Annotated in this window: 19 protein-coding genes; 4 read left to right on the top strand and 15 right to left on the bottom strand. The window is 69.7% G+C overall.

From position 1 onward, the window contains the following. Positions 1-7: 7 nt before the first annotated feature. The 11 genes from xrtA to AEB_RS10530 form a co-directional block, all read right to left on the bottom strand. Complete coding sequence (gene xrtA / locus AEB_RS18545) at positions 8-1,564, bottom strand: exosortase A (protein WP_119084587.1); 1,557 nt, start codon at positions 1,562-1,564, stop codon at positions 8-10. Further along, positions 1,554-2,786 carry a TIGR03087 family PEP-CTERM/XrtA system glycosyltransferase gene (locus AEB_RS10575; protein WP_119083164.1) on the bottom strand — a complete coding sequence of 411 codons (1,233 nt, stop codon included), beginning with the start codon at positions 2,784-2,786 and terminating at the stop codon, positions 1,554-1,556. Before AEB_RS10575 ends, xrtA begins: the two co-directional genes overlap by 11 nt. Further along, positions 2,783-3,841 (bottom strand): FemAB family XrtA/PEP-CTERM system-associated protein, encoded by a 1,059-nt coding sequence (locus AEB_RS10570; protein WP_119083163.1) that lies wholly within the window; start codon positions 3,839-3,841, stop codon positions 2,783-2,785. The genes AEB_RS10575 and AEB_RS10570 overlap by 4 nt, the downstream gene beginning before the upstream one ends. Next, positions 3,838-4,719 carry an XrtA system polysaccharide deacetylase gene (locus AEB_RS10565; protein ID WP_119083162.1) on the bottom strand — a complete coding sequence of 294 codons (882 nt, stop codon included), beginning with the start codon at positions 4,717-4,719 and terminating at the stop codon, positions 3,838-3,840. Before AEB_RS10565 ends, AEB_RS10570 begins: the two co-directional genes overlap by 4 nt. 16 nt (positions 4,720-4,735) lie before the next feature. Then, positions 4,736-5,905: an XrtA/PEP-CTERM system-associated ATPase gene (locus AEB_RS10560; RefSeq protein WP_119083161.1), complete on the bottom strand. Its 1,170-nt coding sequence runs from the start codon at positions 5,903-5,905 to the stop codon at positions 4,736-4,738. Between the two features lie 22 nt (positions 5,906-5,927). Continuing rightward, positions 5,928-7,595, bottom strand: coding sequence for a preprotein translocase subunit YajC (locus AEB_RS10555; RefSeq protein ID WP_231958676.1), 1,668 nt, complete (start codon positions 7,593-7,595; stop codon positions 5,928-5,930). Between the two features lie 4 nt (positions 7,596-7,599). Next, a complete protein-coding gene (locus AEB_RS10550) occupies positions 7,600-8,649 on the bottom strand; it encodes an AAA family ATPase (RefSeq protein ID WP_119083159.1) in 1,050 nt (349 codons plus the stop codon). 12 nt (positions 8,650-8,661) lie between these two features. Then, positions 8,662-10,179 carry an XrtA system polysaccharide chain length determinant gene (locus AEB_RS10545; RefSeq protein ID WP_119083158.1) on the bottom strand — a complete coding sequence of 506 codons (1,518 nt, stop codon included), beginning with the start codon at positions 10,177-10,179 and terminating at the stop codon, positions 8,662-8,664. A 13-nt stretch (positions 10,180-10,192) separates the two neighbouring features. Beyond that, entirely contained in the window at positions 10,193-10,837 is a 645-nt protein-coding gene (locus tag AEB_RS10540) for an XrtA/PEP-CTERM system exopolysaccharide export protein (protein WP_119083157.1), read from the bottom strand. A gap of 170 nt (positions 10,838-11,007) precedes the next feature. Further along, complete coding sequence (locus AEB_RS10535) at positions 11,008-12,234, bottom strand: pyridoxal-dependent decarboxylase, exosortase A system-associated (RefSeq protein WP_119083156.1); 1,227 nt, start codon at positions 12,232-12,234, stop codon at positions 11,008-11,010. Further along, complete coding sequence (locus AEB_RS10530) at positions 12,231-13,763, bottom strand: acyl-CoA ligase (AMP-forming), exosortase A system-associated (protein WP_119083155.1); 1,533 nt, start codon at positions 13,761-13,763, stop codon at positions 12,231-12,233. The genes AEB_RS10535 and AEB_RS10530 overlap by 4 nt, the downstream gene beginning before the upstream one ends. A 24-nt stretch (positions 13,764-13,787) precedes the next feature. On the opposite strand from AEB_RS10530, the gene AEB_RS10525 reads away from it, so the two are divergent. From AEB_RS10525 to AEB_RS10510, 4 genes are read left to right on the top strand one after another with little or no spacing between them, the layout of a single operon-like run. Then, a complete protein-coding gene (locus AEB_RS10525) occupies positions 13,788-14,777 on the top strand; it encodes a GNAT family N-acetyltransferase (RefSeq protein WP_231958675.1) in 990 nt (329 codons plus the stop codon). A 47-nt stretch (positions 14,778-14,824) separates the two neighbouring features. Further along, the gene (locus tag AEB_RS10520; RefSeq protein ID WP_119083153.1) at positions 14,825-15,106 is read left to right on the top strand and encodes an acyl carrier protein; all 282 of its coding nucleotides are present in this window, start codon (positions 14,825-14,827) and stop codon (positions 15,104-15,106) included. Between the two features lie 9 nt (positions 15,107-15,115). Then, complete coding sequence (locus tag AEB_RS10515; RefSeq protein WP_119083152.1) at positions 15,116-15,772, top strand: hypothetical protein; 657 nt, start codon at positions 15,116-15,118, stop codon at positions 15,770-15,772. After that, a complete protein-coding gene (locus AEB_RS10510) occupies positions 15,769-16,572 on the top strand; it encodes a hydrolase 1, exosortase A system-associated (protein WP_119083151.1) in 804 nt (267 codons plus the stop codon). The genes AEB_RS10515 and AEB_RS10510 overlap by 4 nt, the downstream gene beginning before the upstream one ends. On the opposite strand, the gene AEB_RS10505 is transcribed toward AEB_RS10510, so the two are convergent. Genes AEB_RS10505 through ilvD form a run of 4 tightly spaced genes read right to left on the bottom strand, consistent with a single transcriptional unit; the run spans position 16,534 to position 21,329 of the window. Next, positions 16,534-17,730 (bottom strand): class I SAM-dependent RNA methyltransferase, encoded by a 1,197-nt coding sequence (locus AEB_RS10505; protein ID WP_119083150.1) that lies wholly within the window; start codon positions 17,728-17,730, stop codon positions 16,534-16,536. The two genes, AEB_RS10510 and AEB_RS10505, sit on opposite strands and share 39 nt — an antisense overlap. Beyond that, complete coding sequence (locus AEB_RS10500) at positions 17,727-19,118, bottom strand: NAD(P)H-hydrate dehydratase (RefSeq protein WP_331851738.1); 1,392 nt, start codon at positions 19,116-19,118, stop codon at positions 17,727-17,729. The genes AEB_RS10505 and AEB_RS10500 overlap by 4 nt, the downstream gene beginning before the upstream one ends. Next, positions 19,102-19,470 carry a hypothetical protein gene (locus AEB_RS10495; RefSeq protein WP_119083149.1) on the bottom strand — a complete coding sequence of 123 codons (369 nt, stop codon included), beginning with the start codon at positions 19,468-19,470 and terminating at the stop codon, positions 19,102-19,104. The genes AEB_RS10500 and AEB_RS10495 overlap by 17 nt, the downstream gene beginning before the upstream one ends. After that, the gene (gene ilvD, locus AEB_RS10490) at positions 19,470-21,329 is read right to left on the bottom strand and encodes a dihydroxy-acid dehydratase (RefSeq protein ID WP_119083148.1); all 1,860 of its coding nucleotides are present in this window, start codon (positions 21,327-21,329) and stop codon (positions 19,470-19,472) included. The genes AEB_RS10495 and ilvD overlap by 1 nt, the downstream gene beginning before the upstream one ends. Between the last annotated feature and the right edge of the window lie 84 nt (positions 21,330-21,413).

Here is a 21,413-nt window from a genome sequence, read left to right as displayed (position 1 = left end):
CGCGGCGTTAGGGCAGTTGCGCCAGCCGGTCCATCCATTGCGCGGGTGGGCCGGCGGAGCGGATAAACGCTTCGACACTGTCCCGCGCCGGCTGGCCCGGCCGGTCCTCAGCCGAAAGGATCAGCATGGCAGTGGGGCGGGCGCGCAGGGCGATCCGGTCGCGCATATTGGCGAGCTTCAGCCGGGCATTGCTGCCGGTGAGCAGGTCGCCCGTCCGGTAGAGGGTGAGCGCATAGCGCTTCAGCCGCCCTTCGGCCTGCAACCACTCCGCCTTGCCTCCGGCCAGGGGCGCCGCGTCTTCCAGCCAGCGCCAGGGCGTATCGGGCGTCAGCGCCCCTTCCCCGAAACCACCCGCATCGCGCACCTCGTCCTGCGCGGAATAGAGCGCGTAGACCACATCGACCGTTCGCCCCTGCGCATCGCGATAGCGGCCGATCAGGCGCTGATCCGCCCCGCCCGCACGCGGCTGCCAGGCGATCTCCGGGCGATAGGCGACGCGCTGCCATCCGGGCACCGCCGGCAGGCGAATGTCCTGCGGCAGCGGCGCTTCGATCCGGTGCGCCGCCGCGCTCCACCCCGTCACCCCCAGCAGCATGGCGGCCAGCACCGCCAGCACCGGCCAGCCGCGCCCCGTGAAGCGGTCGGTCCAGCCGAACAGCGGCGCCGCCGCCAGCGCTGCGGGATCGAGGAAGGGCTCTTCCGGATCGCGATCGAAGAAGGGCCAGCCGGCGGCGAGCAGCGCCGCCATCGCCAGCGCGAAGAAGATCCAGCCGTAGAAGATGTGATCGAAGCCGGCGGCGAACTCCACCCCCTGCGACTGGGCGATATAGATCGTCCCCCAGGCGCGCACGCCATTGGCAAGGATCGGCAGCACCACCGCCACCGCCATGAAGGCGGCGCGGCGCCACCAGCTGCGGAAGCACACATGGCTCACCAGCGCGCCCAGCGCGATCATGGCGATCAGGAACTTCACGCCGGAACAGGCCTCCGCCACCTCGAACAGGCCGGCCGGCGTATCGATGAACACGCCCTCGATCTGCGCGGGCACTCCGCTGGCATGGGTGAGCGCGATGGTGAGCTTCGCCGTCACCATCTGCAGCGCCGGCACCAGGAAATCGCCGAAGGGCACCAGGAACAGCACGTAGCAAAGCGGGAACAGCAGCCCCGCCGCCACGCGCGGCCCCAGCAGCGCCAGCACGAGGCCCGGCACCAGTGCCACCGCGCCCAGTTGGCTGGCGAGGTTGAGGCCGCTGATACTGCCGAGCAGCCACAGCAGCAGCGCGCCCGCCACGGGGATCAGCCCCGGCCACCACGCCGCCGGCTGCAAATGGGCCAGCTGCGGCGCGCGCAGGCGCACCAGCCACAGCAGGATCAAGGGAATCAGCAGAATGTGGTTGTAGGTGGAAACGTCCCACCATTGATGCGCCATGTCGCGCCAGTCGCGCAGGAACAGCAGCACCGCGCCGGCGCAGGCGAGGCCGAGCCGCAGCAGCGGCCCGCGCCATGCCGCCGGCACGCGCGCGAGCCATGCGCCGGGTCGCGGCAGGGCCAGATCAGGCTGCATCGCGCCGCCCCGGCTGCTGACCATCGCGGCCCAGCAGCGCCGGCAGGGCGGCGAGTGCGGCGGGCCAGCTCATCCGTTCCACCACGAAGCGGCGCGCCGCCTGCCCCATCGCCGCCGCCCGTGCCGGGGCCGCCAGCAGGGCGAGCGCCCGGGCGACGAGCGCCCCGTCGCTCGATTCCACCGCGAAATCCTGCCCATCCATGGCGCCGATGCCGGTCGCCGCATCGGGCGTCAGCAGCACTGCGCGCTCCATCGCCATGGCTTCCAGCACCTTGTTCTGCACCCCGCGCGCGATCTCCATCGGGGCGATCACCAGATCGGCAGCGGCAAGGAAGGGTCGCACATCGGGCACTTCGCCCCACACGCGCACTCCGCCCTGCCCGTCGGCGCCGCGTAGCCGTGCGCCGGGGCACCGCCCCACGACATGGAACTGCGCCGTCGGGATATGCTGGCGGATCGCGGGCAGTAGGCGCTCGATCACGCGCCGGGCGGCAGCGACATTGGGCGGATAATCCATCTGCCCGGTAAACAGGATGTGCGGCCCCGGCGCGCTCGCCAGCTCTGGATGCGGCGCCACCTGAGCCGGATCGAAGCGCGCGGCATCGATGCCCATGGCCAGCGCGCGAATATCCCGCCCCGCAGCGCCCACGCGCGCGCGGCACAGCGCGGCTTCCGCCTCGCTCACCAGCAGCGTGTGATCGGCGCGCGCCGCAAGCCGCGCCTCTTCCGAGCGCAACAGCCGCCCCTCCCGCGCATGGATCTGCGCCATCGGCGGGCGCGCGGTGGCGGCATAGGCTTCGAACTTGGCGGAATCGACATCCACCAGATCGACCACCAGCCGCCCCTGCCAATCGGCGGGGACATATTGCCCCATCTGCCCGGAAAAGACGTAGATCGTATCCACCGCCTCGCGTGCCAGCGTCTCCCGCACCCACCGCATCAGCCCGCGATGGCGGAAGGCGGCAAGGCTGATCGCTTCGCCGCGCAGCAGTGCCTCCACTCCGGCGAGCGGCAGGGGCTTGCTGCGCAGCGGCATGCAATGGCTCGCCGCAACCTCCCGCAGCCATGCCTCATGCCGCAGATCGGCGCGGCTTTCCGCAAAGCAGCCGACATGCACCGGGCCGAGATCGGCCAGCGCGCGCAGGATATTGCAGGAGCGTATGCGGTCGCCCCGGTCGGGCGGATAGGGCAGGCGGTGCGCCAGGAACAGGATGCCGCTCATCCCAGCCCCCGCGCGATGGCCGGGCCGATGCGATTGGCGATCGGCAGCGGCAGCTTCTTCCACGCCGCGATCCGCGCCGCATGGCGGGCGCTGGTGGGATCCGCGTCGCGCGCTTCGTTGCCGGGCACGGTCCAGCTGGCGTAGGCAAGCGGCTGCGGTGCGAAGCCCCAGTTCTTCTTGTAGCTGAACGCGCCGCTGCCCTGCTTGCTGCGGCCGAAATCGAACAGGTGGCAGCCGCGGCCGGCGGCATGACGCATCAGTTCGAAATACATCCGCTCATTCGCGCGCAGATGGCGCGCCGCCCAGGTTCCGCCACCCCAATAGGGCAGCACCGCGCCGCCGTGATAGAGCGAGAGCACGCTGGCCACCGGCCGCCCCTGATGGCGGATGGTGAGAATATCGCCGTCCAGCTCATCCAGCGCGGCGGCGAACAGGCTGCGGGGAAACACCGGCGTGCCGAGATTGCGCACGCTTTCCGCATAGACCGCGTAATGGGCGCGCCGGTCCTCCGCCGCGCTGCCGATGGTGACGGTGAAATCCGTCTGCAGGCTCTTGCGCACCTCCGCCCGCTGCTTGCGCGGGATGGCGAGCAATTGCGCTTCGGCATCGGCCTGCAATGGCCCCGCGAAGCCGGCATGACTGTCCTCGCGCAGGCTCCAGTCCGGCGGAGCGGCACCGCCCCGCAGTTCCACGGCGGCGCAGCAGAGCCGCAGCGCCAGTTCCTGCACCGCCCGGCACAGCGCCATGACGGCAGAGGGTGAAGCAGCCAGTACGCCGCCGCCCACGGCAAAGCCGCTGGAGGCAAGCACCCGGCCGAAAATCGGGGAATGGACCTCCGTCAGCGGCAACCAGCCAGTGATCGCGCCGCCGCGCTCGGCCAGCAGGCCCCGCGCGCGCTGGCCGGTGCCGCGCTCCACCGCGCGCAGCCACGCCGGACGGTGGAAGATCGTGCCCTGCTGCTCCGCCACGAAACCTTCGATGCGCGCGGCTTCCTGCCCGTCGCGCAGGTCCGCCTCGCGGATCGTCTCGCGCAGCAGGGCCATGGGCGCGTTCACGCCGCCGCCGCCCTTCCTGCGGCCGGAGCGAGCGCCGCGGCTTCCCGCTGCGCCAGCGCATCCATGCGGCCCCAGGCGAAATCGCCCAGCAGCCGGCGCAGCTTGGGGGCCATGCCGCGAAGATTGGTGTAATGCCGCAGGCGGGAACGGAGCGGCGCGCGCGCCACGCGCGGCTGGCCGGGGTCGATCTCCCACGGATGAAAATAGAACACGCCCGGCCGGCCATACTCCCGGTTCACCTGCCGGATCGCCCAGCGGCTGAAGCCATAGGGCAGCACGCGAAAGAAGCCGCCGCCCCCCGGCGCCAGCCGCCGGCCCGCCAGCACCGCGGTGGTGACGGGTATCTCCACCAGATCGGCATCCGCCAAGGGGTGGAAGGCGAAGCGCGGTGCCTCGGGCCAGCCATAATGGTCATGCGCCACTGGGGCGACGCTGGAGGAATAGGCATAGCCCTGCTCCGCCAGTTCCGCGAAGGCCCAGGGGGTGCGCTGGTCGATCGAGAAGCTCGGCGCGCGATAGCCGGAGACCTGCTGCCCCGCGGCATCCTCGATCGCCTTGCGCGCCCGGGCGATGTCTTCGCCAAAGGCCTTGCGGTCCATGGTGAACACGCGGCGATGGTCCCAGCCGTGGCTGGCCAGCTCATGCCCCCGCGCGGCGATCTCGCGCATCAGCGGGCCATGGCGGCATGCCACCCAGCCGAGGGTGAAGAATGTCGCCTTGGCCTGCGCTTCGTCGAACAGGTCGAGGATTTCGCGCATGTTGCGCTCCACCCGGTCCTCAAGGCCCGGCCAGTCCTCGCGCGCGATCACCCGCTCGAAGGCGCCGACCTGAAACCAGGCTTCCACATCCACCGAAAGGCCGTTGACCACGGCGCGCATGCCAGCCTCCCGCGGCCTAGGCCGCCTTGCTCTGCTCCATCTCGCTCTCGATCCACTCGATGAGCATGGTCAGCGTCTGGCGGATCGTGCGTTCCTGCTCGAACACGCGGGCATCGATGCGGGCGACCTGTTCCTGCATCGCAGTGATTTCGGGGCGCAGCGCGTTTACCAGCGCCTCGTCCCGCTGGGAGGAAAGCTCGATAATCGCTTGTTGCAGCTCGGCAATTTGCGCGTCGCGCGCGGCCAGCATGGCTTCCACGTCCTTGCGCCCGAAGCGCGGCCGATCCTGTACCGGGGCGCCCTCCGCGGGGTGCGCCGGGCGCATCCCCGCCTGCGCGGGACGGGGTGCCGCGCGGAGCGCCTCGCGCGATCCGCGCTCCCCTTCCATCTCCTTCAGCACCATGGCCAGCATGGCGCCGTCGATCCGGTTGCGCTGTTCCACCGCGCCCAGCAGCAGCAGGCGGTTGGCGATCTGGTTCACCCGCCGGGGCACGCCGCCGCTCGCCGCGTGGAGATCGGCAAAGACCTGCGGATCGAATGCCGGCGTGCCGTTCCAGCCCACCTTCTCCAGCCGGTGGATCACGTAAGGCTCGATCTCGGCCGGCTCCATCGGCGTCAGGTGGTGGGCGGCGATCACGCGCTGGCGCAGCTGCTCCAGCGATTCATGGCCCTGCAGCACGGTGCGGAACTCGGGCTGGCCCAGCAGCAGCGTCTGCAGCAGCGGATGGTTGCCCAGCTGGAAGTTGGACAGCATGCGCAGCTCTTCCAGCGCGGCCACGGCCAGGTTCTGTGATTCGTCCACGATCAGCAGGCAGCGGCGGCCCTCGCGCGCTTCCTCATGCAGGAAGGCCTCGATCGCGCCCAGGGCGGTGGCCTTGTCATGCCCGGCGATGTCCAGCCCGAAGGCCTGCGCCACCACATGCACGATTTCTTCTTCGTCCAGCTTGCTGGTGACGATCTGCCCCACGGTCAGCTGGCGCGGGTCGATGGTGTCCACCAGATGCGCCACCAGCGTGGATTTGCCCGCGCCCACCTCGCCGGTGATGACGATGAAGCCTTCGCCCTGCGCCAGGCCATATCCGAGATAGGACAGCGCCTTGCGATGGGTGATGCTGCGGAAATAGAAGGCCGGATCGGGCGTCAGCTGGAAGGGCTTGCCGGTGAGGCCGTAGAAATCGTCGAACATGATCAGGTCTCCTCGGGGCCGGTCAGAAGGAATAGCGCAGGCCGAGCAGCGCGGATGCGGACACGAAATCCGGCAGATCGTCGCGCGTGATGCCGTCCAGCCCCACCGCCGCCGTGCCGGTGAGCCCGCGCAGGAAATTGCGATAATATGCCAGCGTTGCGCTGTAACTGATTGCTTCGCCAGCGAAACTCGATCCACTGTCGAACCAGTTCACATAGGCGTTGGCGCCGATGCTGGACGACGCATCCAGCCGCGTGTTGGCATAGGCCGCCAGCCAGACATTCTCGTCGGTGACGCCGTTCAGCGGGGCGAGGATCGAATCCTCCGCCGCGATCAGCTTGCGCCGGTTGTAGCCCGCGCCCAGTCCCAGCTCGGTGCGGCCGAGATCGAGCGCGTAGGAACCGGCGATGCCGCGGTTCCGGAAGGCGGTGGCCTGCAGCGATCCCAGCGCGCTGCCGAAGCAGCCGTCGCCCTCGAGGCTGGCGACGCAGCCGCCCAGATCGCCCGTGATCGGATTGCGGAACGCCTCGAACTGCGCGGGCAGGCCGGCGACGCGGTCCACCAGCGCACCGCCGAAGCCAGTGACATTATCATAGACCGCGACATTCAGGCTGCTGCGCGACGAAGGCTGGTAGGACAGGGAGCCGTAATAGGTGGTGGAGCCATAGCGCCGCCCGACATGCGCCTCCAGCGAGGTGCGGCGGCTCGGGCGCCACATCACGCCGGCGTCCCAGATCAGCCCGTCGGTTTCATAGGCGATCAGCCGCGGGCTGGCCTTGTCGGTGACATAGCGCCCGTCATTGCCGATCACCGGATCGCCGTTGCCATCGCGCAGCACGTCGCGGCTGGAAATCTCGACATCCTCATAGCCGACCCCGCCCACCAGCGCGACGGTGCGGCTGACAGGCACCAGCACATCCGCCCGCACGTGGCGGTCGCGGATGCGCTGGTCCAGATTGGAGATATTCTGCTCGTTCCAGCCGCCGCCGATCCCTACGCCGATCGGCAACAGGGTGCGCGGGGCGAGGCCGAGATGCGCCTGCGCCGAATGGGTGGTGCTTTCGTCGAACACATCGCCGTTCGCGGGCGCCGAGCCCACCAGCACCGCATCGGGCGCTTCCACGCGGGTGTAGCCGATGCGATAATGCGCCTCCACATCCACATCGCCCGCGCGCGTCTGCAGCGAAGGCCCGGCATAGACGGCGTAGATCTGGCTGGTCTGGTCCGTATTGCCGCCGAACCCGCCGAGCGAGGCGCCGCCATTGCCGTCCAGCCGGGTGCGCGCGGCAAGGCCGCCGGCTTCCAGCGTGACGGCATGGGGCACCACCGCCAGCGAGGCGCGCGCGACGCCGCTCAGCGTGTCGCCATCCACGGCATCGTCATCCCAGCCGAAGCGCCGTTCGTAGCGCAGCGAGAGCGAGGCGGCGCTGTTGCGGCCGGTGAAGCCCGCGTCGACGCCGGCAGCCAGCGTCGAATAGGTCACCACATCGTCGCCCGGCTGCAGCTCGGCCGTGAGCACCTGCCCGGCTTCGATATAGGGCGTGACCTCCACCGCGCCGACGCGCAGGCCACGGCCCTGTTCACGCGACGCGGGCGCATCCTGGCCCTGCGCCTGCGAGGCGGCGGGCAGGCCGATCAGCGCGAGCGCGCAGGCCGCCGACAGGCGCGGGAGGAAGCTGGCGAAGCCCATGCCCCTACCCCCCATGGCCGTAATAGGCGCCGAAGCGCCGCCCGCTGGGGCTGAAATCCGCGGCGTTGAGCAGCAGCTTGATGTCCGGGCAGGCAGAGAGCAGCGACAGCGCATCCTCCAGCGCGCTCTGCCCCGTGCGGTCCGCCCGCACGATCACCAGCGCCTGCGCCACATGCTTGGCCAGCTCCGCCGCCGGGGAGGCGGCCAGCGCGGGCGGGGAATCGAAGATCACGATGCGATTGGGCGCGCCGCGCGTCAGCCGTTCGAGCACCTCCGCCGCATGGGCGGCCGTGAGATGTTCGCTGTCGGATGCGGTCTGGTGTCCCGCAGGCAGCACGAACAGGCCCGGCACATCGGTGCGGATCACGCAGTCTTCCACGCGGATCGCGGGATTGGCCAGCGCGTCCATCAGCCCATTCCCGCCGGGAAGGCCGAGGGTGGAAAGGATCGAGGGCTTGGCGAAATCGGCATCCACCAGCACCACTTCGCTGTCCTTCTCCGACGCCATGGCAAGGGCGAGATTGGCGGCGCAGAAGGTCTTGCCCTCGCCCGGCAGGGGCGAGCAGACGAGCACGCGCTGGGCCCGGGCCGCACCGCCGCTGCGCGCCTGCGCATCGCGCATGGCGAGCAGCACCTGCCGCTTCACGATGCGGAATTCCTCGCGCAGCGCGGTCACGGGGCCGTTGGGTTCGATCAGCCCGGCAGCGCGCAATTGCGCCCGGTCGATCGGCACGACCTGCGCAGGAAAGGCCAGCGGCGCCGGAGCGGGAGCCGGGGCCGCAACCGGTGCGGTTGCCGGGGCCGCTGCCGGCGCGGTTGCCGGGGCCGCTGCCGATGCGGGCTTGCTCTCCGGCATGGAGGGTGTCGCCGGATCGGCTGGCACGGGCCGTTCCGCCGCCGGCCGCCTGGGCACGGGCCGATTGGTCGCCGGGGCCAGCGTGCGCGGCACCGGCGCGGGCTTGAAGCCGCCGAGGCCGAACAGACCCTCCGCCCGCTCGATCAGCGTGCGGGGCCGTTCGTCTTCCGGCAGGGGTATCTTGCTGTGGTCGGTCATCGCGCTTCCCCCTCAGGCCACCATGCCGCGCTGGACGAATTCGGCCCCCAGCAGCACCACGAACAGCAGGCCCAGCCCGCCCGCCCCGGCCAGGAACATCCGCAGCCGCCGGCGGCGCAGCGCGCGCGCCGCATCCGTGAGCGTCAGCGAGATCGTGCCCACCACGGGCAGGTCCATCACCCGCTCCAGCTTGTTGGCGGTGGCGAAGGTGGAATTGAGCTGGCCGAGCGCGAAGGCACTGCCCGCGCCCGCACCCAGCCCCAGCACCAGCACGGCGAGCAGCAGCAGCGGCCGGTTGGGCGATGCCGGCACGCGCGGTGTGCTGGGCGGATCGACCACTTCGAACTTCACGGCGTTGTGTTCGGTTTCCACCTGCCCGCGCAGGCGCAGCTCCTCGCGGTCCTGCAGCAGCTTGTCATATTGCTTGCGCAGCACGTCGTAATCGCGGCTGATCCGCTGGGCTTCGGCCGAAACGCCCGGCTCCTGCGCCTGGCTGGCGCTGATGGAGGCGATTTCGGAACCCAGTGCCGCAGCGCGGGACTGCAGCGCCTGCACGGTGGAGCGGCGCTCCACCAGCATGCTCTGCAGCGAGCCATAGGCGGGGTTCGGCGTGCCGCCCACGTCACCGGCGGTGGCGGCCTGATCGCTCAGCGCCGCGATCTGCTTCTTCGCCGCTTCCACATCGGGGTGGCTGTCGGTCAGCCCGCGCGCCTTCAGGCTGGCGAGATTGGCCTGCGCCTGCGCCAGTGCGGCGCGCGGCCCGCCCGATCCGGCGGTCACCAGAGTGCGCGGCGTGCTGGCCAGCTGCCCCTGCAATGCGGCCAGCGCGCTTTGCGCGGCCGCGAGATCGGCTTCCACGCTGCGCAGTTCCGCGCGGGAGGAGGCCAGCTGCGTGGCGATGGATTGCGGCCCGCCGGCAAGGTCCGGATGCTCGGCCTCGAAGGCCAGCCGCTTCTGCTCGGCATCCTCCAGCTGCTTCTCGCGATCGGCCAGCTGCTGGTCGAGGAAGTCGATGGTCTCGCGCATTTCCCCGCGCGATCCGCCGAGGTTTTCCTCGCGGAAAATGTCGATCATGTGCTGCGCCACATCCTGCGCCAGCTGGGCATTCTCGGCATCGCTCAGGTCGCGCCGGCCGCTGGTGGCGGTGATCTGGAACAGATTGTCCTCGTCGCCCTTGATCAGGATCTCCTTGGCGAGATCCTGCACCGCGCGTTCCATGTCGGCGGGGGAGGAAATGGTTTCGCCCAGCCGGGTGGAGCGGATCACCTTCTCCAGATTGACCGCGCTGGTCAGCGTCTGGCGGACACGCTCGATATCCTTCTGCCGGCTGCCCGTGCCGATGCCGATCTGGTCGGCCAGCACATCGTCGAACTGCACGAACAGGCGGGCGTTCGATTCATAGGAATTGGGGATCAGCGCCACGGCCAGCCACCCCAGCAGGCACACGCCCCAGGCCACGGCCAGCGCCAGCCAGCGGCGGTTCCACACCGTCCACAGTGCCGCCCGCGCCTCTTCGAGGATCTCGTTCAAGCGGCGGCTCCCGTCAGAACATGCTTTCGGGGATGATGATCACATCCCCGGGTGCCAGCATCACATTGGCCTTGCTTTCGCCCTTCTTGAGCAGATCGTTCAGGCGCAGGGCATATTCCCGCTGCTTGCCGCTGGTCTTGTCGAAGCGGATCAGCTTGGCGCGGTTGCCGCTGGCGAATTCGCTGAGGCCGCCCACCGCGATCATCGCATCGAGCAGCGTCATATTGGCGCGATAGGGCAGCGAAGCGGGCTTTTCCGTCGCGCCCACGATCCGCACCTGCTGGCTGAAGGTGCCGGCAAAGCTGTTCACGATCACGGTGACGATCGGATCTTCGATATATTGCGACAGGGCGAGCCGGATGTCTTCCTGCAGCATGGTCGGCGTCTTGCCCACGGCGGGCATGTCGGGCACCAGCGGCGTGGTGATGCGGCCATCGGGGCGCACCTGCAGCTTCGCCCCCAGCTCGTCATTCCGCCACACATGGATCGTCAGCTCGTCCAGCGGGCCGATCACATATTCCTCGCCCGGCCCTTCCTGCATGGCGACGAAACTGGCCGGCGCCAGCTGGGGATCGCCGCTGGTGCTGGCGCAGCCGGACAGGGCAAGGCCCGCCGTGGCCATGACAGCGAGAAAGCGGGCAGGAAGGGTGCTTCGCATCGGATGCGTTCCTTGGGGTAACTGACTGGGCAAGCGTGGCGGATCGCCGGAGAATCCGGCCACTTTCTGGCCCGAAAGGGTGAACATTGCGTTAGCTGTAAGCGCCGAAAAGCCGGGCCAATCGCGGACATTTGGACGCGTCCCAATCGGGGACAGGCGCGGGCCGAACTCTAAACGAGCATTTCGCGCGCCGGCCCTTGGCCCAGGAAGGCCGACGGGCTGGCGCTGGCGCCATAGGCCCCGGCGCAGAAGATGGCGACCAGATCGCCCTCCCCGGCAGCAGGCACCAGCGCCTGATCGGCCAGCCGGTCCAGCGGGGTGCACAGGCAGCCGACGATATTCGCTTCCTCCACCGGCTCCGCATCGAAGCGCGTGGCGATGGCCGCGGGGTAATTGCGGCGCACTACCGTGCCGAAATTGCCCGAGGCGGCAAGCTGGTGATGCAGGCCGCCATCGGTGACGAGATAGGTGGTGCCGTGGCTGTCCTTGCGATCGACGATCCGCGCGAGATAGACGCCCGCCTCGCCCACCAGATAGCGGCCCAGCTCGATAGCGAAGTCCGTTTGGGAGAAGGCGCCCGCAAGCGTTTCAAATCGCTCGTTTAACGCCGCGCCGATCCGCTCGATGTCGAGCGGCTGGTCGCCATGGAAATAGGGAATGCCGAAGCCGCCGCCCATGTTGAGCAGCGGCAGCGGCGCGCCGATTTCCTCTGCCAGCCGCTGTGCCAGGGTGAGGACATTGGCCTGCGTTTCGATGATCGCCTCGGCATCGAGCGCCTGGCTGCCGCTGAAGATGTGCAGCCCGCGCCATTCCGCCCCTGCCGCGATCGCCTCGCGGGCGAGCGCGGGGACGCGATCCGCATCCACGCCGAAGGGCTTGGCGCCCCCGCCCATCTTCATGCCCGATCCGCGCAGTTCGAATTCCGGGTTCACCCGAATGGCGAACCGGGGCGTCAGCGACAGCGCATCGGCGATGCGCAGCGCGCGGCGCGCCTCCCCGGCGGATTCGATGTTGAGCGTGACGCCATGGGTGATGGCGGCCTGCAGTTCCTCGTCGCGCTTGCCGGGGCCGGCGAAGCTGATCCTTGCGGGGTCGACACCCGCCTCCAGCGCCAGCGACAGCTCCCCGCCGGAGGCAATGTCCAGCCCGTCGGCCAGACCTGCCATCAATTCAAGGACAGGCCGGTAAGGGTTTGCTTTCATGGCATAATGCACATGAAGGCGTGGCGGCATGGCGGCACGCAGCCGGGCCATGCGCTGGCGCATCATCTCCGCCGAATAGACGAACAGCGGCGTTCCGCCCGCCCGCTTCACCAGCTGGCTGGCGGTGAAGCCGCCCACGGCCAGTTCTCCGTCAACGGCGCCGAAGCCCGCGGGAATGGGGCCGAGGGGCTTCATGCTCCCGCTTCCCCGGTCTCCGACGCCAGCGCAGCCAGCGCCGTGCGGTCGATCTTGCCATTGGGGTTGAGCGGCATGGCCGAAACCCAGCGGATCGCCTGCGGCTGCATGAAATTGGGCAGGTCGCGGCGCAGCGCAGCCCGCAGCCCCTCCTCGTCCCCTTCGCCGCGCACCACCAGCAGGATCGCCTGCCCCAGCCGCTCGTCGGGCACGCCCAGCGCCGCCGCTTCCGCCACCAGGCCGGTGGCGATGGCGGCGTCCTCGATCTCCTGCGGGCTGATGCGGTTGCCCGCGCTCTTGATCATCGCATCGCGGCGGCCGACGAAATAGAGCAGGCCGTCCGCCTCGCGCACCACGCGGTCGCCCGACCACACCGCCATGCCGCCATAGGTGGAAGCGGGCGGCGCGGGGCGGAAGCGCTCCTCCGTCCGCGCCGGATCGCGCCAGTATCCTTGCGCCACCAGCGGGCCGCAATGGACCAGTTCGCCCTCCTCCCCGGCCTCCGCCACCTGCCCGGCGTCGCGCATCACAAGGATCTCGGCAAAGGGAATGGCGCGGCCCATGGAGGTCGGGTGGCTGTCGATCATCGCCGGATCGAGATAGGTGGAGCGGAAGGCTTCGGTAAGCCCATACATGGCGAACAGACGTGCCTGCGGGAACTGGCTGCGCAGCCGGCGGACCAGCGCCTCGGTCAGCGCGCCGCCGCTGTTGGTCAGCCGGCGCAGCGGCGCCACGGCCTCGGGCGGCCAGTCCTGCTCGGCCAGTTGCAGCCACAGCGGGGGCACGGCGGCCAGCGTGGTGACGCCATGGCGCGCGCAGGATTTGATGACGTCACGCGGGGTCAGATAGTCCAGCGGCACGGCCGCGCCGCCGGCATACCAGGTGGAAAGCAGCTGGTTCTGCCCGTAATCGAAGCTCAGCGGCAGCACCGCGAGAGTGACGTCATCGCGGGCGAGGCCGAGATAGCTTGCCACGCTGACCGCCCCCAGCCACAGATTGGCATGGCTCAGCATCACCCCCTTGGGCAGCCCGGTCGATCCGCTGGTGTAGAGGATGGCGGCGAGCTCCGCGGGATCGGCCTCGGATGGTGGCAGGGCGTCGCCCGCTTCCTCCGCCGCCTGCCAGGCCTCGTCCTCCGCCATGGCGCGGCAGCCGTGCGGAATGTCGCCCATCTCCAACGTGCCGAGCCGCGCCGGCGTGCCCAGCAGCAGCGCCGCCCCGCTATCCGCCAGGATATGTGCCACCTGCCCATGCTTCAGAAGCGGATTGATCGGCACATGCACCAACCCGGCCCGCGCCGCAGCCAGCGGCAGAAGGCAAGTCAGCTCGCCCTTGGCCGCCCAGCTCGCCACCCGCGCCCCGCGCTCCGGCACCTGCCGCGCCAGCCATCCTGCCAGCAGGGCGACACGGCTTCTTAAGTCCTGCCAGCTAAGCGTCCTGCCGCGCAGGATCAGCGCCGGATCGCCATCCCGCCCGCGAAGAGCGAGGTGATCGAGCGGATGCGGCACGGGATCAGGCGGGAGCGACATGGTTTCCCTGGAGTGGCAAGAACAGTGACGGCGATCAGCTATCACGACACCGTTAACGATCTGCAAGGGCTGAGCTTTGCCGGCCATGGTCCCTTCGCGCGCCTCGAATGGTTCGGGCTGATCGAAGCGGCGGGAACCCGGCCGCTGATCGCGGTGCATCGCGAAAAGCATGGAGAAACAGTTGCACTGCCCTTGCAGGGAGACGGCAGGGCGCTTGCAAATTGCACCAACTGGTATGCCTTTACCTGGTCCGATCTCGCCACTCCGGGCTCCGATCGCCCCACCGCGCTGCGCCGCATCGCCCGCGATCTGGCGAAACGGGCGGACCGGATCACCCTCACCAAGCTGGCGGAGGAGGACGGCACCGCCGATCGCCTGCACCGCGCCTTCCGCGAAGCGGGCTGGCTGGTGCGCCGCAGCCGGTGCGACAGCAACCATGTCCTCCCCCTGCACGGGCGCAGCTATGCCGAATATCTGGCCGACCGCCCGGGCAAGCTGCGCACCACGCTGAAGCGCAAGGCGAAGAAGGTGGAGATCGAGATTTTCTCCGATTTCCAGCCTGATGCCTGGCAAATCTACGAACATGTCTACGCCCAAAGCTGGAAGCCGGAAGAAGGCGATCCCGCCCTGCTGCGCCGTTTTGCCGAACAGGAAGGTGCCGCCGGTCGCCTCCGCCTCGCCCTCGCGCGGCATGAGGGCGCGGTGGTCGCGGCGCAGTTCTGGACGGTGGAGGATGGCACCGCCTATATCCACAAGCTGGCCCATCTCGAAAGCGCCCGCCCGCTGTCAGCCGGCACCGTGCTCAGCGCCGCCCTGTTCGAGCGGGTGATCGACATCGATCGGGTGGAACTGGTCGATTTCGGCACCGGCAACGATCCCTACAAAGCCGAATGGATGGAAGAGATCCGCCCCCGCTATCGCCTCGATTGCTGGCGGGCGGAGCGGCCCGCCAACTGGCCCGCCCTCGCCCGCGCCGCACTGCGCACGCTTGTTTCGCGCTTTCGTGCTGGCTAGGGCGACGGCAGCAACACCTCTCGGCTTAGCAGCAGGTTGAAATCGCAATGACCACCGGCACTTCCGCGCCTTCCGAAACTGACGCCACGCTGCGGGCCGTGCTGGGCGAAGTGCTCGGCCTCGCGCCCCAACGGGTGGCTGCGTTCGATCAGGATACCGGCCTCTTCGGCCATTTGCCGGAACTCGATTCCATGGCCGTGGCCGGGCTGCTGACCGAGATCGAGGACCGCATCGGCATCACCATCGAGGATGACGAGGTGGATGGCGACATGCTGGAAAGCTACGGCGCCCTGCTCACCTTCGTCGAAGCCAAGCGCGCCGCGGGCTGACGCGCAGCGGTGATCGGCGCCTGGCCTTCTCCCGCCGGGGCCGGTGAATATGCGCTGGCCTTTGACCGGGGCCGCGCCCGGCGGCTGCTGGTACTGCCCGCGCTGTTCGACGAGAGCAACAAGCTGCGGCATTTCACCGTGGAACTGCTCCGCCGGCTCGACCGCGCGGGGGTGGACGGCTTCCTGCCCGATCTGCCCGGCTTCAACGAAAGCCTCGCCCCCCTGCAGGAGCAGACCATCGCCGGATGGCGGCAGGGCGCCGCGGCGGCGGCTGCGCATTTCCGTGCCACCCATGTGCTGGCGATCCGTGGCGGCGCGCTGCTGGTGCCGGAGAGGCTGCCCGGCTGGCGCTATGGCGCGGTGGCGGGGAAGAGCCTGCTGCGCGCCCTGCTGCGCGCCCGCATACTCGCCAGCCGCGAGGCGGGGCGGGAGGAACGCACGGAGCAGCTGCTGGAACAGGGGCGCAGCGCCGGGCTCGAACTGGGCGGATACCCCCTCGGCGCGGCGATGATCGCGCAGCTCGAGACGGCCGAACCGGGCGAGCTTACCGATATCTCCCCGGCCGATCTGGGCGGCCCCGGCCTGTGGCTGCGGGCCGAGCCGAGCCATAGCGACACGCTGGCGGACGCGCTCGCCGAGCGGCTGCTGCGGGATCTGGCCGGGTGAGCCGCCGGCACCTCACCTTCCCCTGCGGCGGGGAAACGCTGGTCGGCACGCTTGACGAGGCACCCGGCGCACACGCCGCCGGCCTCCTGCTGGTGACGGGCGGCAACGAAACGCGCGCCGGGGCCTTCGCCGGGCAGGCGCACATTGCCGCGGAGATCGCCGCCGCGGGCTTCCCCGTGTTCCGCTTCGACCGGCGCGGCACCGGCGACAGCACGGGCGAGAACACCGGTTTCCTCCACAGCGGGCCGGACATTGCCGCCGCCCTCGTCGCCTTCCGCGCAGAGTGCCCCGGCCTCACCCGCATGGTCGCATTAGGCAATTGCGACGCCGCCAGCGCGCTGATGCTGAACGCCGGCGCCGGCTGTGACGCGCTGGTGCTGGCCAATCCCTGGACCATCGAAGACGGGCACGACGCCCCGCCCCCCGCCGCGATCCGCGCCCGCTACGCGGAAAAGCTCAAGAACCCGCGCGAGCTGGCGCGGCTGCTCTCCGGCAAGGTTTCGCTCGCCAAGCTCGCACGCGGCCTCACATACGCGCTGCGCAAGCCTGCGCCCTCCGGCCTTGCACAGCGGATGCAGGCCGGTCTCGGGGGCTTTTCCGGCGAAGTGCGCATTCTCCTCGCCGGGCGCGACCGCACGGCGCAGGCCTTCGAAGCCGCGTGGGACGCCGAGGATCAGCGAATCATGCGCTGCCCGGGCGCCGATCACGCCTTCTCGGGCGAAGAGGCTCGCCAGTTCCTGCTGGCACAGCTGCTGGCGGCGCTACAGGACGAAGAGGCTGGCAAGCTCCACATGGGTTGACCAGCGGAACTGCCCCACCGGGCGCAGCGCCGCCAGCCTATAGCCGGCATCCGCAAGCAGCCGCCCATCGCGCGACCAGCTGGAAGGATTGCAGCTGATATAGACGATCCGCCCCACCCCGCTGGCGGCGAGCTGTTCCACCTGCGACCGGGCACCGGCGCGCGGCGGATCGATCACCACCCCGTCAAAGCCGCGCAATTCCTCGGCTCGGATGGGATTGCGGAACAGGTCGCGATGCAGCGCCTCAACCGGCAAGCGTGATCGCCCCGCGGCGGTGCGACAGGCCAGCGCCGCATCGCGCGCCGCCTCCGCCGCCAGCACGCGCGCGGGGCCCGCCAGCGCGAAGGCGAAGGTGCCGAGGCCGGAGAACATATCCGCCACGCGGCTGCCCCCCTCGAGCCATTCCTGCGCGGCGCCAACCAGCGCCGCCTCCCCGTCCGCTGTGGCCTGCAGGAAGGCGCCGGAGGGGAAGTCCACCGGCGTGCCGGACAGCGTCACCGTGGCCAGCGCAGGCTCCCAGAAGGCTTCCGGGCCGTAGCCCTGATCGAGCACCAGCCGGGCGAGCCCGTGTTCGCGGCAGAAGTCGAGGAGGCTTTCGGTCGCTTCCAGCCCGTCCAGCACCAGCCCCTTGATCGCGCAATCCACGCCCTGATCCACCAGCGTCAGCTCGATCTGCAAAGCATAGCGCCCGCGCCGCGTGGAGAGCATCCGGCGCAGCGGCTCCACCAGCGCAAACAGTTCCGGCGCCAGCACATGGCATTCGCGCATATCCACCACGCGATGCGACCCGGCCTGGTGAAAGCCGATCAGCGGCCGGCCGCCGCCATTCACCGCATGCAGCGTGGCGCGGCGGCGGCTGCGTGGGGGGGAGAGATGCGCGGGGGCCACCACCTCCGGCTCCAACCCCTGCCCGGCGGCGGCATGCAGCACCCGGTCGCGCACGAAATCCGCCAGTGCCGCTTCGTCGCAATGCTGCAGCTCGCAGCCGCCGCAAGTGCCGAAATGGCGGCAGGGTGGCGCAGCCCGATGCGGCCCCGGCTCCAGCGTGCCATCGGGCAACAGCAGGTCTCCGGGCGCCGCCAGCGGCACATGCCGGCCGGATGCGGTGATGCCATCGCCCTTGGCGGCGACGCGGACAATCTCTTCAACTTCGCTCACAGGCAGGCCGCGTAGGCCCCCGGCAGCATTTGCACCAGCCCTGCCGCGCTGAACACCGGCCCGGCGAGGTGCGCCGCCTCGCCATGGAGCCAGACAGCCTCCGTCGCCGCATGGAGAGGTTCCGCACCGCTCGCGAGACGGCTGGCCATGAGGCCGGCAAGCACATCGCCCGTGCCTGCCGTGGACAGCCAGCTTGACGCAGGCGGCGCAATGCGCAGCGTGCCATCGGGCGCCGCGACCAGCGTGTCCGGCCCCTTCGCCACCACCACCCCGCCGCTGGCGCGCGCGAGCGCCTGCGCCCGGGCGACGCGCCCGTCACCGGAAACGGAGAAGGCATCGCACAGCCGGGCGAGTTCGCCCTCGTGCGGCGTCAGCAGCAGGGGCGCGCTGCAACCGTCCAGCAGGGAAGGCTCGAGCAGCACCAGCCCATCGGCATCCACCACGGTCGGGCGATTGGCCGAAAGCGCCGCGGCAAGCCGTCCTCGCGCAGCGGCATCGCGCCCCAGCCCCGGCCCGACCAGCAGCGCTGCAAGGCGCGAATCCGCCAGCGCCCGGTCCAGCGGCGCCTCCTCCACCACCAGCTCGTCCGGCGCCGCCAGGGGACGAGAGGGGGCGAGCAGCTTCACATAGCCAGCCCCGCCATGCATTGCCGCCCGCGCGGCGAGCATGGCCGCACCGGGCATCGCGCCGCCCACCACCGCCAGCAGGCCGCGCGTATATTTATGCGCGTCACGCGGGGGTGCGAAAAGCGCCGGGCGCGCAATGCACTCCGCCGCCTCCGCCACCGGCGTCACGCCGATGTCGACCACCCGGCGGGCGCCCATCGCCTGCATGGCGGGTATCAGCCAATGGGCGAATTTCCACGCCCCCAGGGCGAGCGTGAGATGATAATCGGGCAGGCCCGCATTGAGCGGCCGGCCCGTGTCGCTCTCGATCCCGCTCGGCAGATCGACCGCGATGCGGAAATGATGCGCGGCGGCCAGCCGCCGGAGAAGGCCGAACAACTCGGCGGACAGCGGGCGAGTGAGGCCGCTGCCGAACAGGCAATCGACCAATACGCCGCCGGCGCCCTCTTCGCTTACGGCACCGCTAAAACTCGCGCACGCGCGGGTCGCGGCTTCGGTCGCCGGCGGCAACGGGGCGATAACCGCCACCTGCGCACCTCTCTGGTGCAATTCCCGTGCGATTACATAGCCATCGCCGCCATTGTTGCCAGGGCCGCACAGGATGGTGACCGGGCGCCCCCCGGCCATGCGCCAGACCCATTGCGCGGCGCCACGGCCTGCGCGCTCCATCAGGCTGTCGACCGTCTCGCCGGCAGCGATCAGCGCATCCTCGGCCGCGCGCATCTGCGCGACCGAGAGGATCTGGTCAGGGTTTCGCATCATCGGACAGGGTCGCTGGCAGGCGATAACGATCGCCGCCGATCGCCACTTCGATCCCGCCGCCGGCGGCCGGATCGCGCAAAGTGACATGCGCCGGATCGGCCCCGTCGGCCGCGGCGAGACCGGACCCGTCATCCAGCACTTCGAAGCGGCGGAATCCGCCATCGGGGTGGCGGATGGTCAGGAACAGCCGGCCATCCTCCACGCTGCGTTCAACGGGGCACGTCCGCTCGAACGCCTTGCCGCCATCCAGCGCGCATTCCACCGCGTTTTCGGCATAGGCCTCGGGCGCGCCCGCCACCTCGTTCGAACATGCGGCGAGGAGGAAGAGCAGCGCCGGGGCCAGCCTCCGCATCAACGGCGGGCCTGCAACTGGCTCACGTCGCGCACCGCACCGCGTGCCGCGCTGGTGGTCATCGCGGCATAGGCCTGCAGTGCAGCGGAGACGCGCCGGGGGCGCTCGCTCGCGGGCTTCCAGGCATCCACCCCCTTCGCTTCCATCAAGGCGCGGCGGCGGGCCATCTCCTCTTCGGAAATGACCACGTGGATGGTGCGGCCGGGAATGTCGATCTCGATCCGATCGCCATCCTCGATCAGCCCGATTGCTCCGCCCTCGGCAGCTTCGGGGGAGACATGGCCGATCGACAGGCCCGAGGTGCCGCCGGAGAAGCGCCCGTCGGTGATCAGCGCGCAAGCGGCGCCCAGCCCCTTCGATTTCAGATAGCTGGTGGGGTAGAGCATTTCCTGCATCCCCGGCCCGCCGCGCGGCCCTTCATAGCGGATCACCACCACATCGCCCGCTACCACCTGCCCGGTGAGGATCGCCGTCACCGCCGCATCCTGGCTTTCATAGACCTTGGCCGGTCCGGCGAAGCTGAGGATGGAATCGTCCACCCCCGCCGTCTTCACGATGCAGCCATCCAGCGCGATATTGCCCGACAGCACGGCCAGCCCGCCATCCTGGCTGAAGGCATGCTCGGCCGAGCGGATCACGCCCGCCTCCCGGTCGAGATCAAGCGCTTCCCACCGGCGAGACTGGCTGAAGGCCGTCTGCGTCGGCACGCCGCCCGGCGCGGCGGCGAAGAATTCATGCACCTTGTTGTTCTTGGTGCGGCTGACATCCCAATCGTCCAGCGCATCGGCCAGCGTGGGGCTGTGGACCGTGGGCAGCGCCGTGTTCAGCAGCCCCGCCCGGTCCAGCTGGCCGAGAATCGCCATGATGCCGCCCGCGCGGTGGACATCCTCCATATGCACATCGGCCTTGGCCGGCGCGACCTTGCACAGCACCGGCACCTGGCGAGAGAGCCGGTCGATATCCTTCATGGTGAAGTCCACCCCCGCTTCCTCCGCAGCCGCGAGGAGGTGGAGCACGGTGTTGGTCGATCCGCCCATGGCGATGTCCAGCGACATGGCGTTTTCGAAGGCGTGGAAGCCGGCGATGGTGCGCGGCAGCACGCTTTCGTCATCTTCCTCGTAATAGCGGCGGGCGAGCGTCACCACCAGCCGGCCCGCGCGTTCGAACAATTGCTGCCGGTCCGAATGGGTGGCGAGTTGCGACCCGTTACCGGGCAGCGACAGGCCCAGCGCTTCGGTGAGGCAATTCATCGAATTGGCAGTGAACATGCCCGAGCAGGAACCGCAGGTGGGGCAAGCGGACCGCTCGATCGTCTCCACCTCTTCATCGGTCATCCGCTCGTCCGCGGCGGCGACCATGGCATCGACCAGATCGAGCGCCACTTCCTTGCCGCGCAGCACGACCTTGCCCGCTTCCATCGGCCCGCCGGACACGAATACCACCGGGATGTTGATCCGCAACGCGGCCATCAGCATGCCGGGGGTGATCTTGTCGCAATTGGAAATGCACACCATCGCGTCGGCGCAATGGGCGTTGACCATATATTCCACGCTGTCGGCGATCAGGTCGCGGCTGGGCAGGCTGTAGAGCATGCCGTCATGCCCCATGGCAATGCCATCATCCACGGCGATGGTGTTGAATTCCTTGGCCACGCCGCCCGCGGCCTCGATCTCGCGCGCGACGAGCTGGCCGAGATCCTTCAGATGCACATGGCCCGGCACGAACTGGGTGAAGCTGTTCACCACGGCAATGATCGGCTTGCCGAAATCGCTGTCCTTCATGCCCGTCGCGCGCCACAGGCCGCGCGCGCCGGCCATGTTGCGGCCGTGGGTGGTTGTGCGGGAGCGATAAGCGGGCATGATTGTTTCCGTTTGGCAGTGAAAAGAGGCTGAAAGTTTCGCCGCCCCCTATAACACGTGGCCGCCCGACCGAAGCATTAATTG

Source organism: Altererythrobacter sp. B11 (genome assembly GCF_003569745.1).
Classification (GTDB): domain Bacteria; phylum Pseudomonadota; class Alphaproteobacteria; order Sphingomonadales; family Sphingomonadaceae; genus Croceibacterium_C.
Note: the sequence above shows the minus strand (reverse complement) of the source record. Positions and strands in the feature narration are given on the sequence as shown.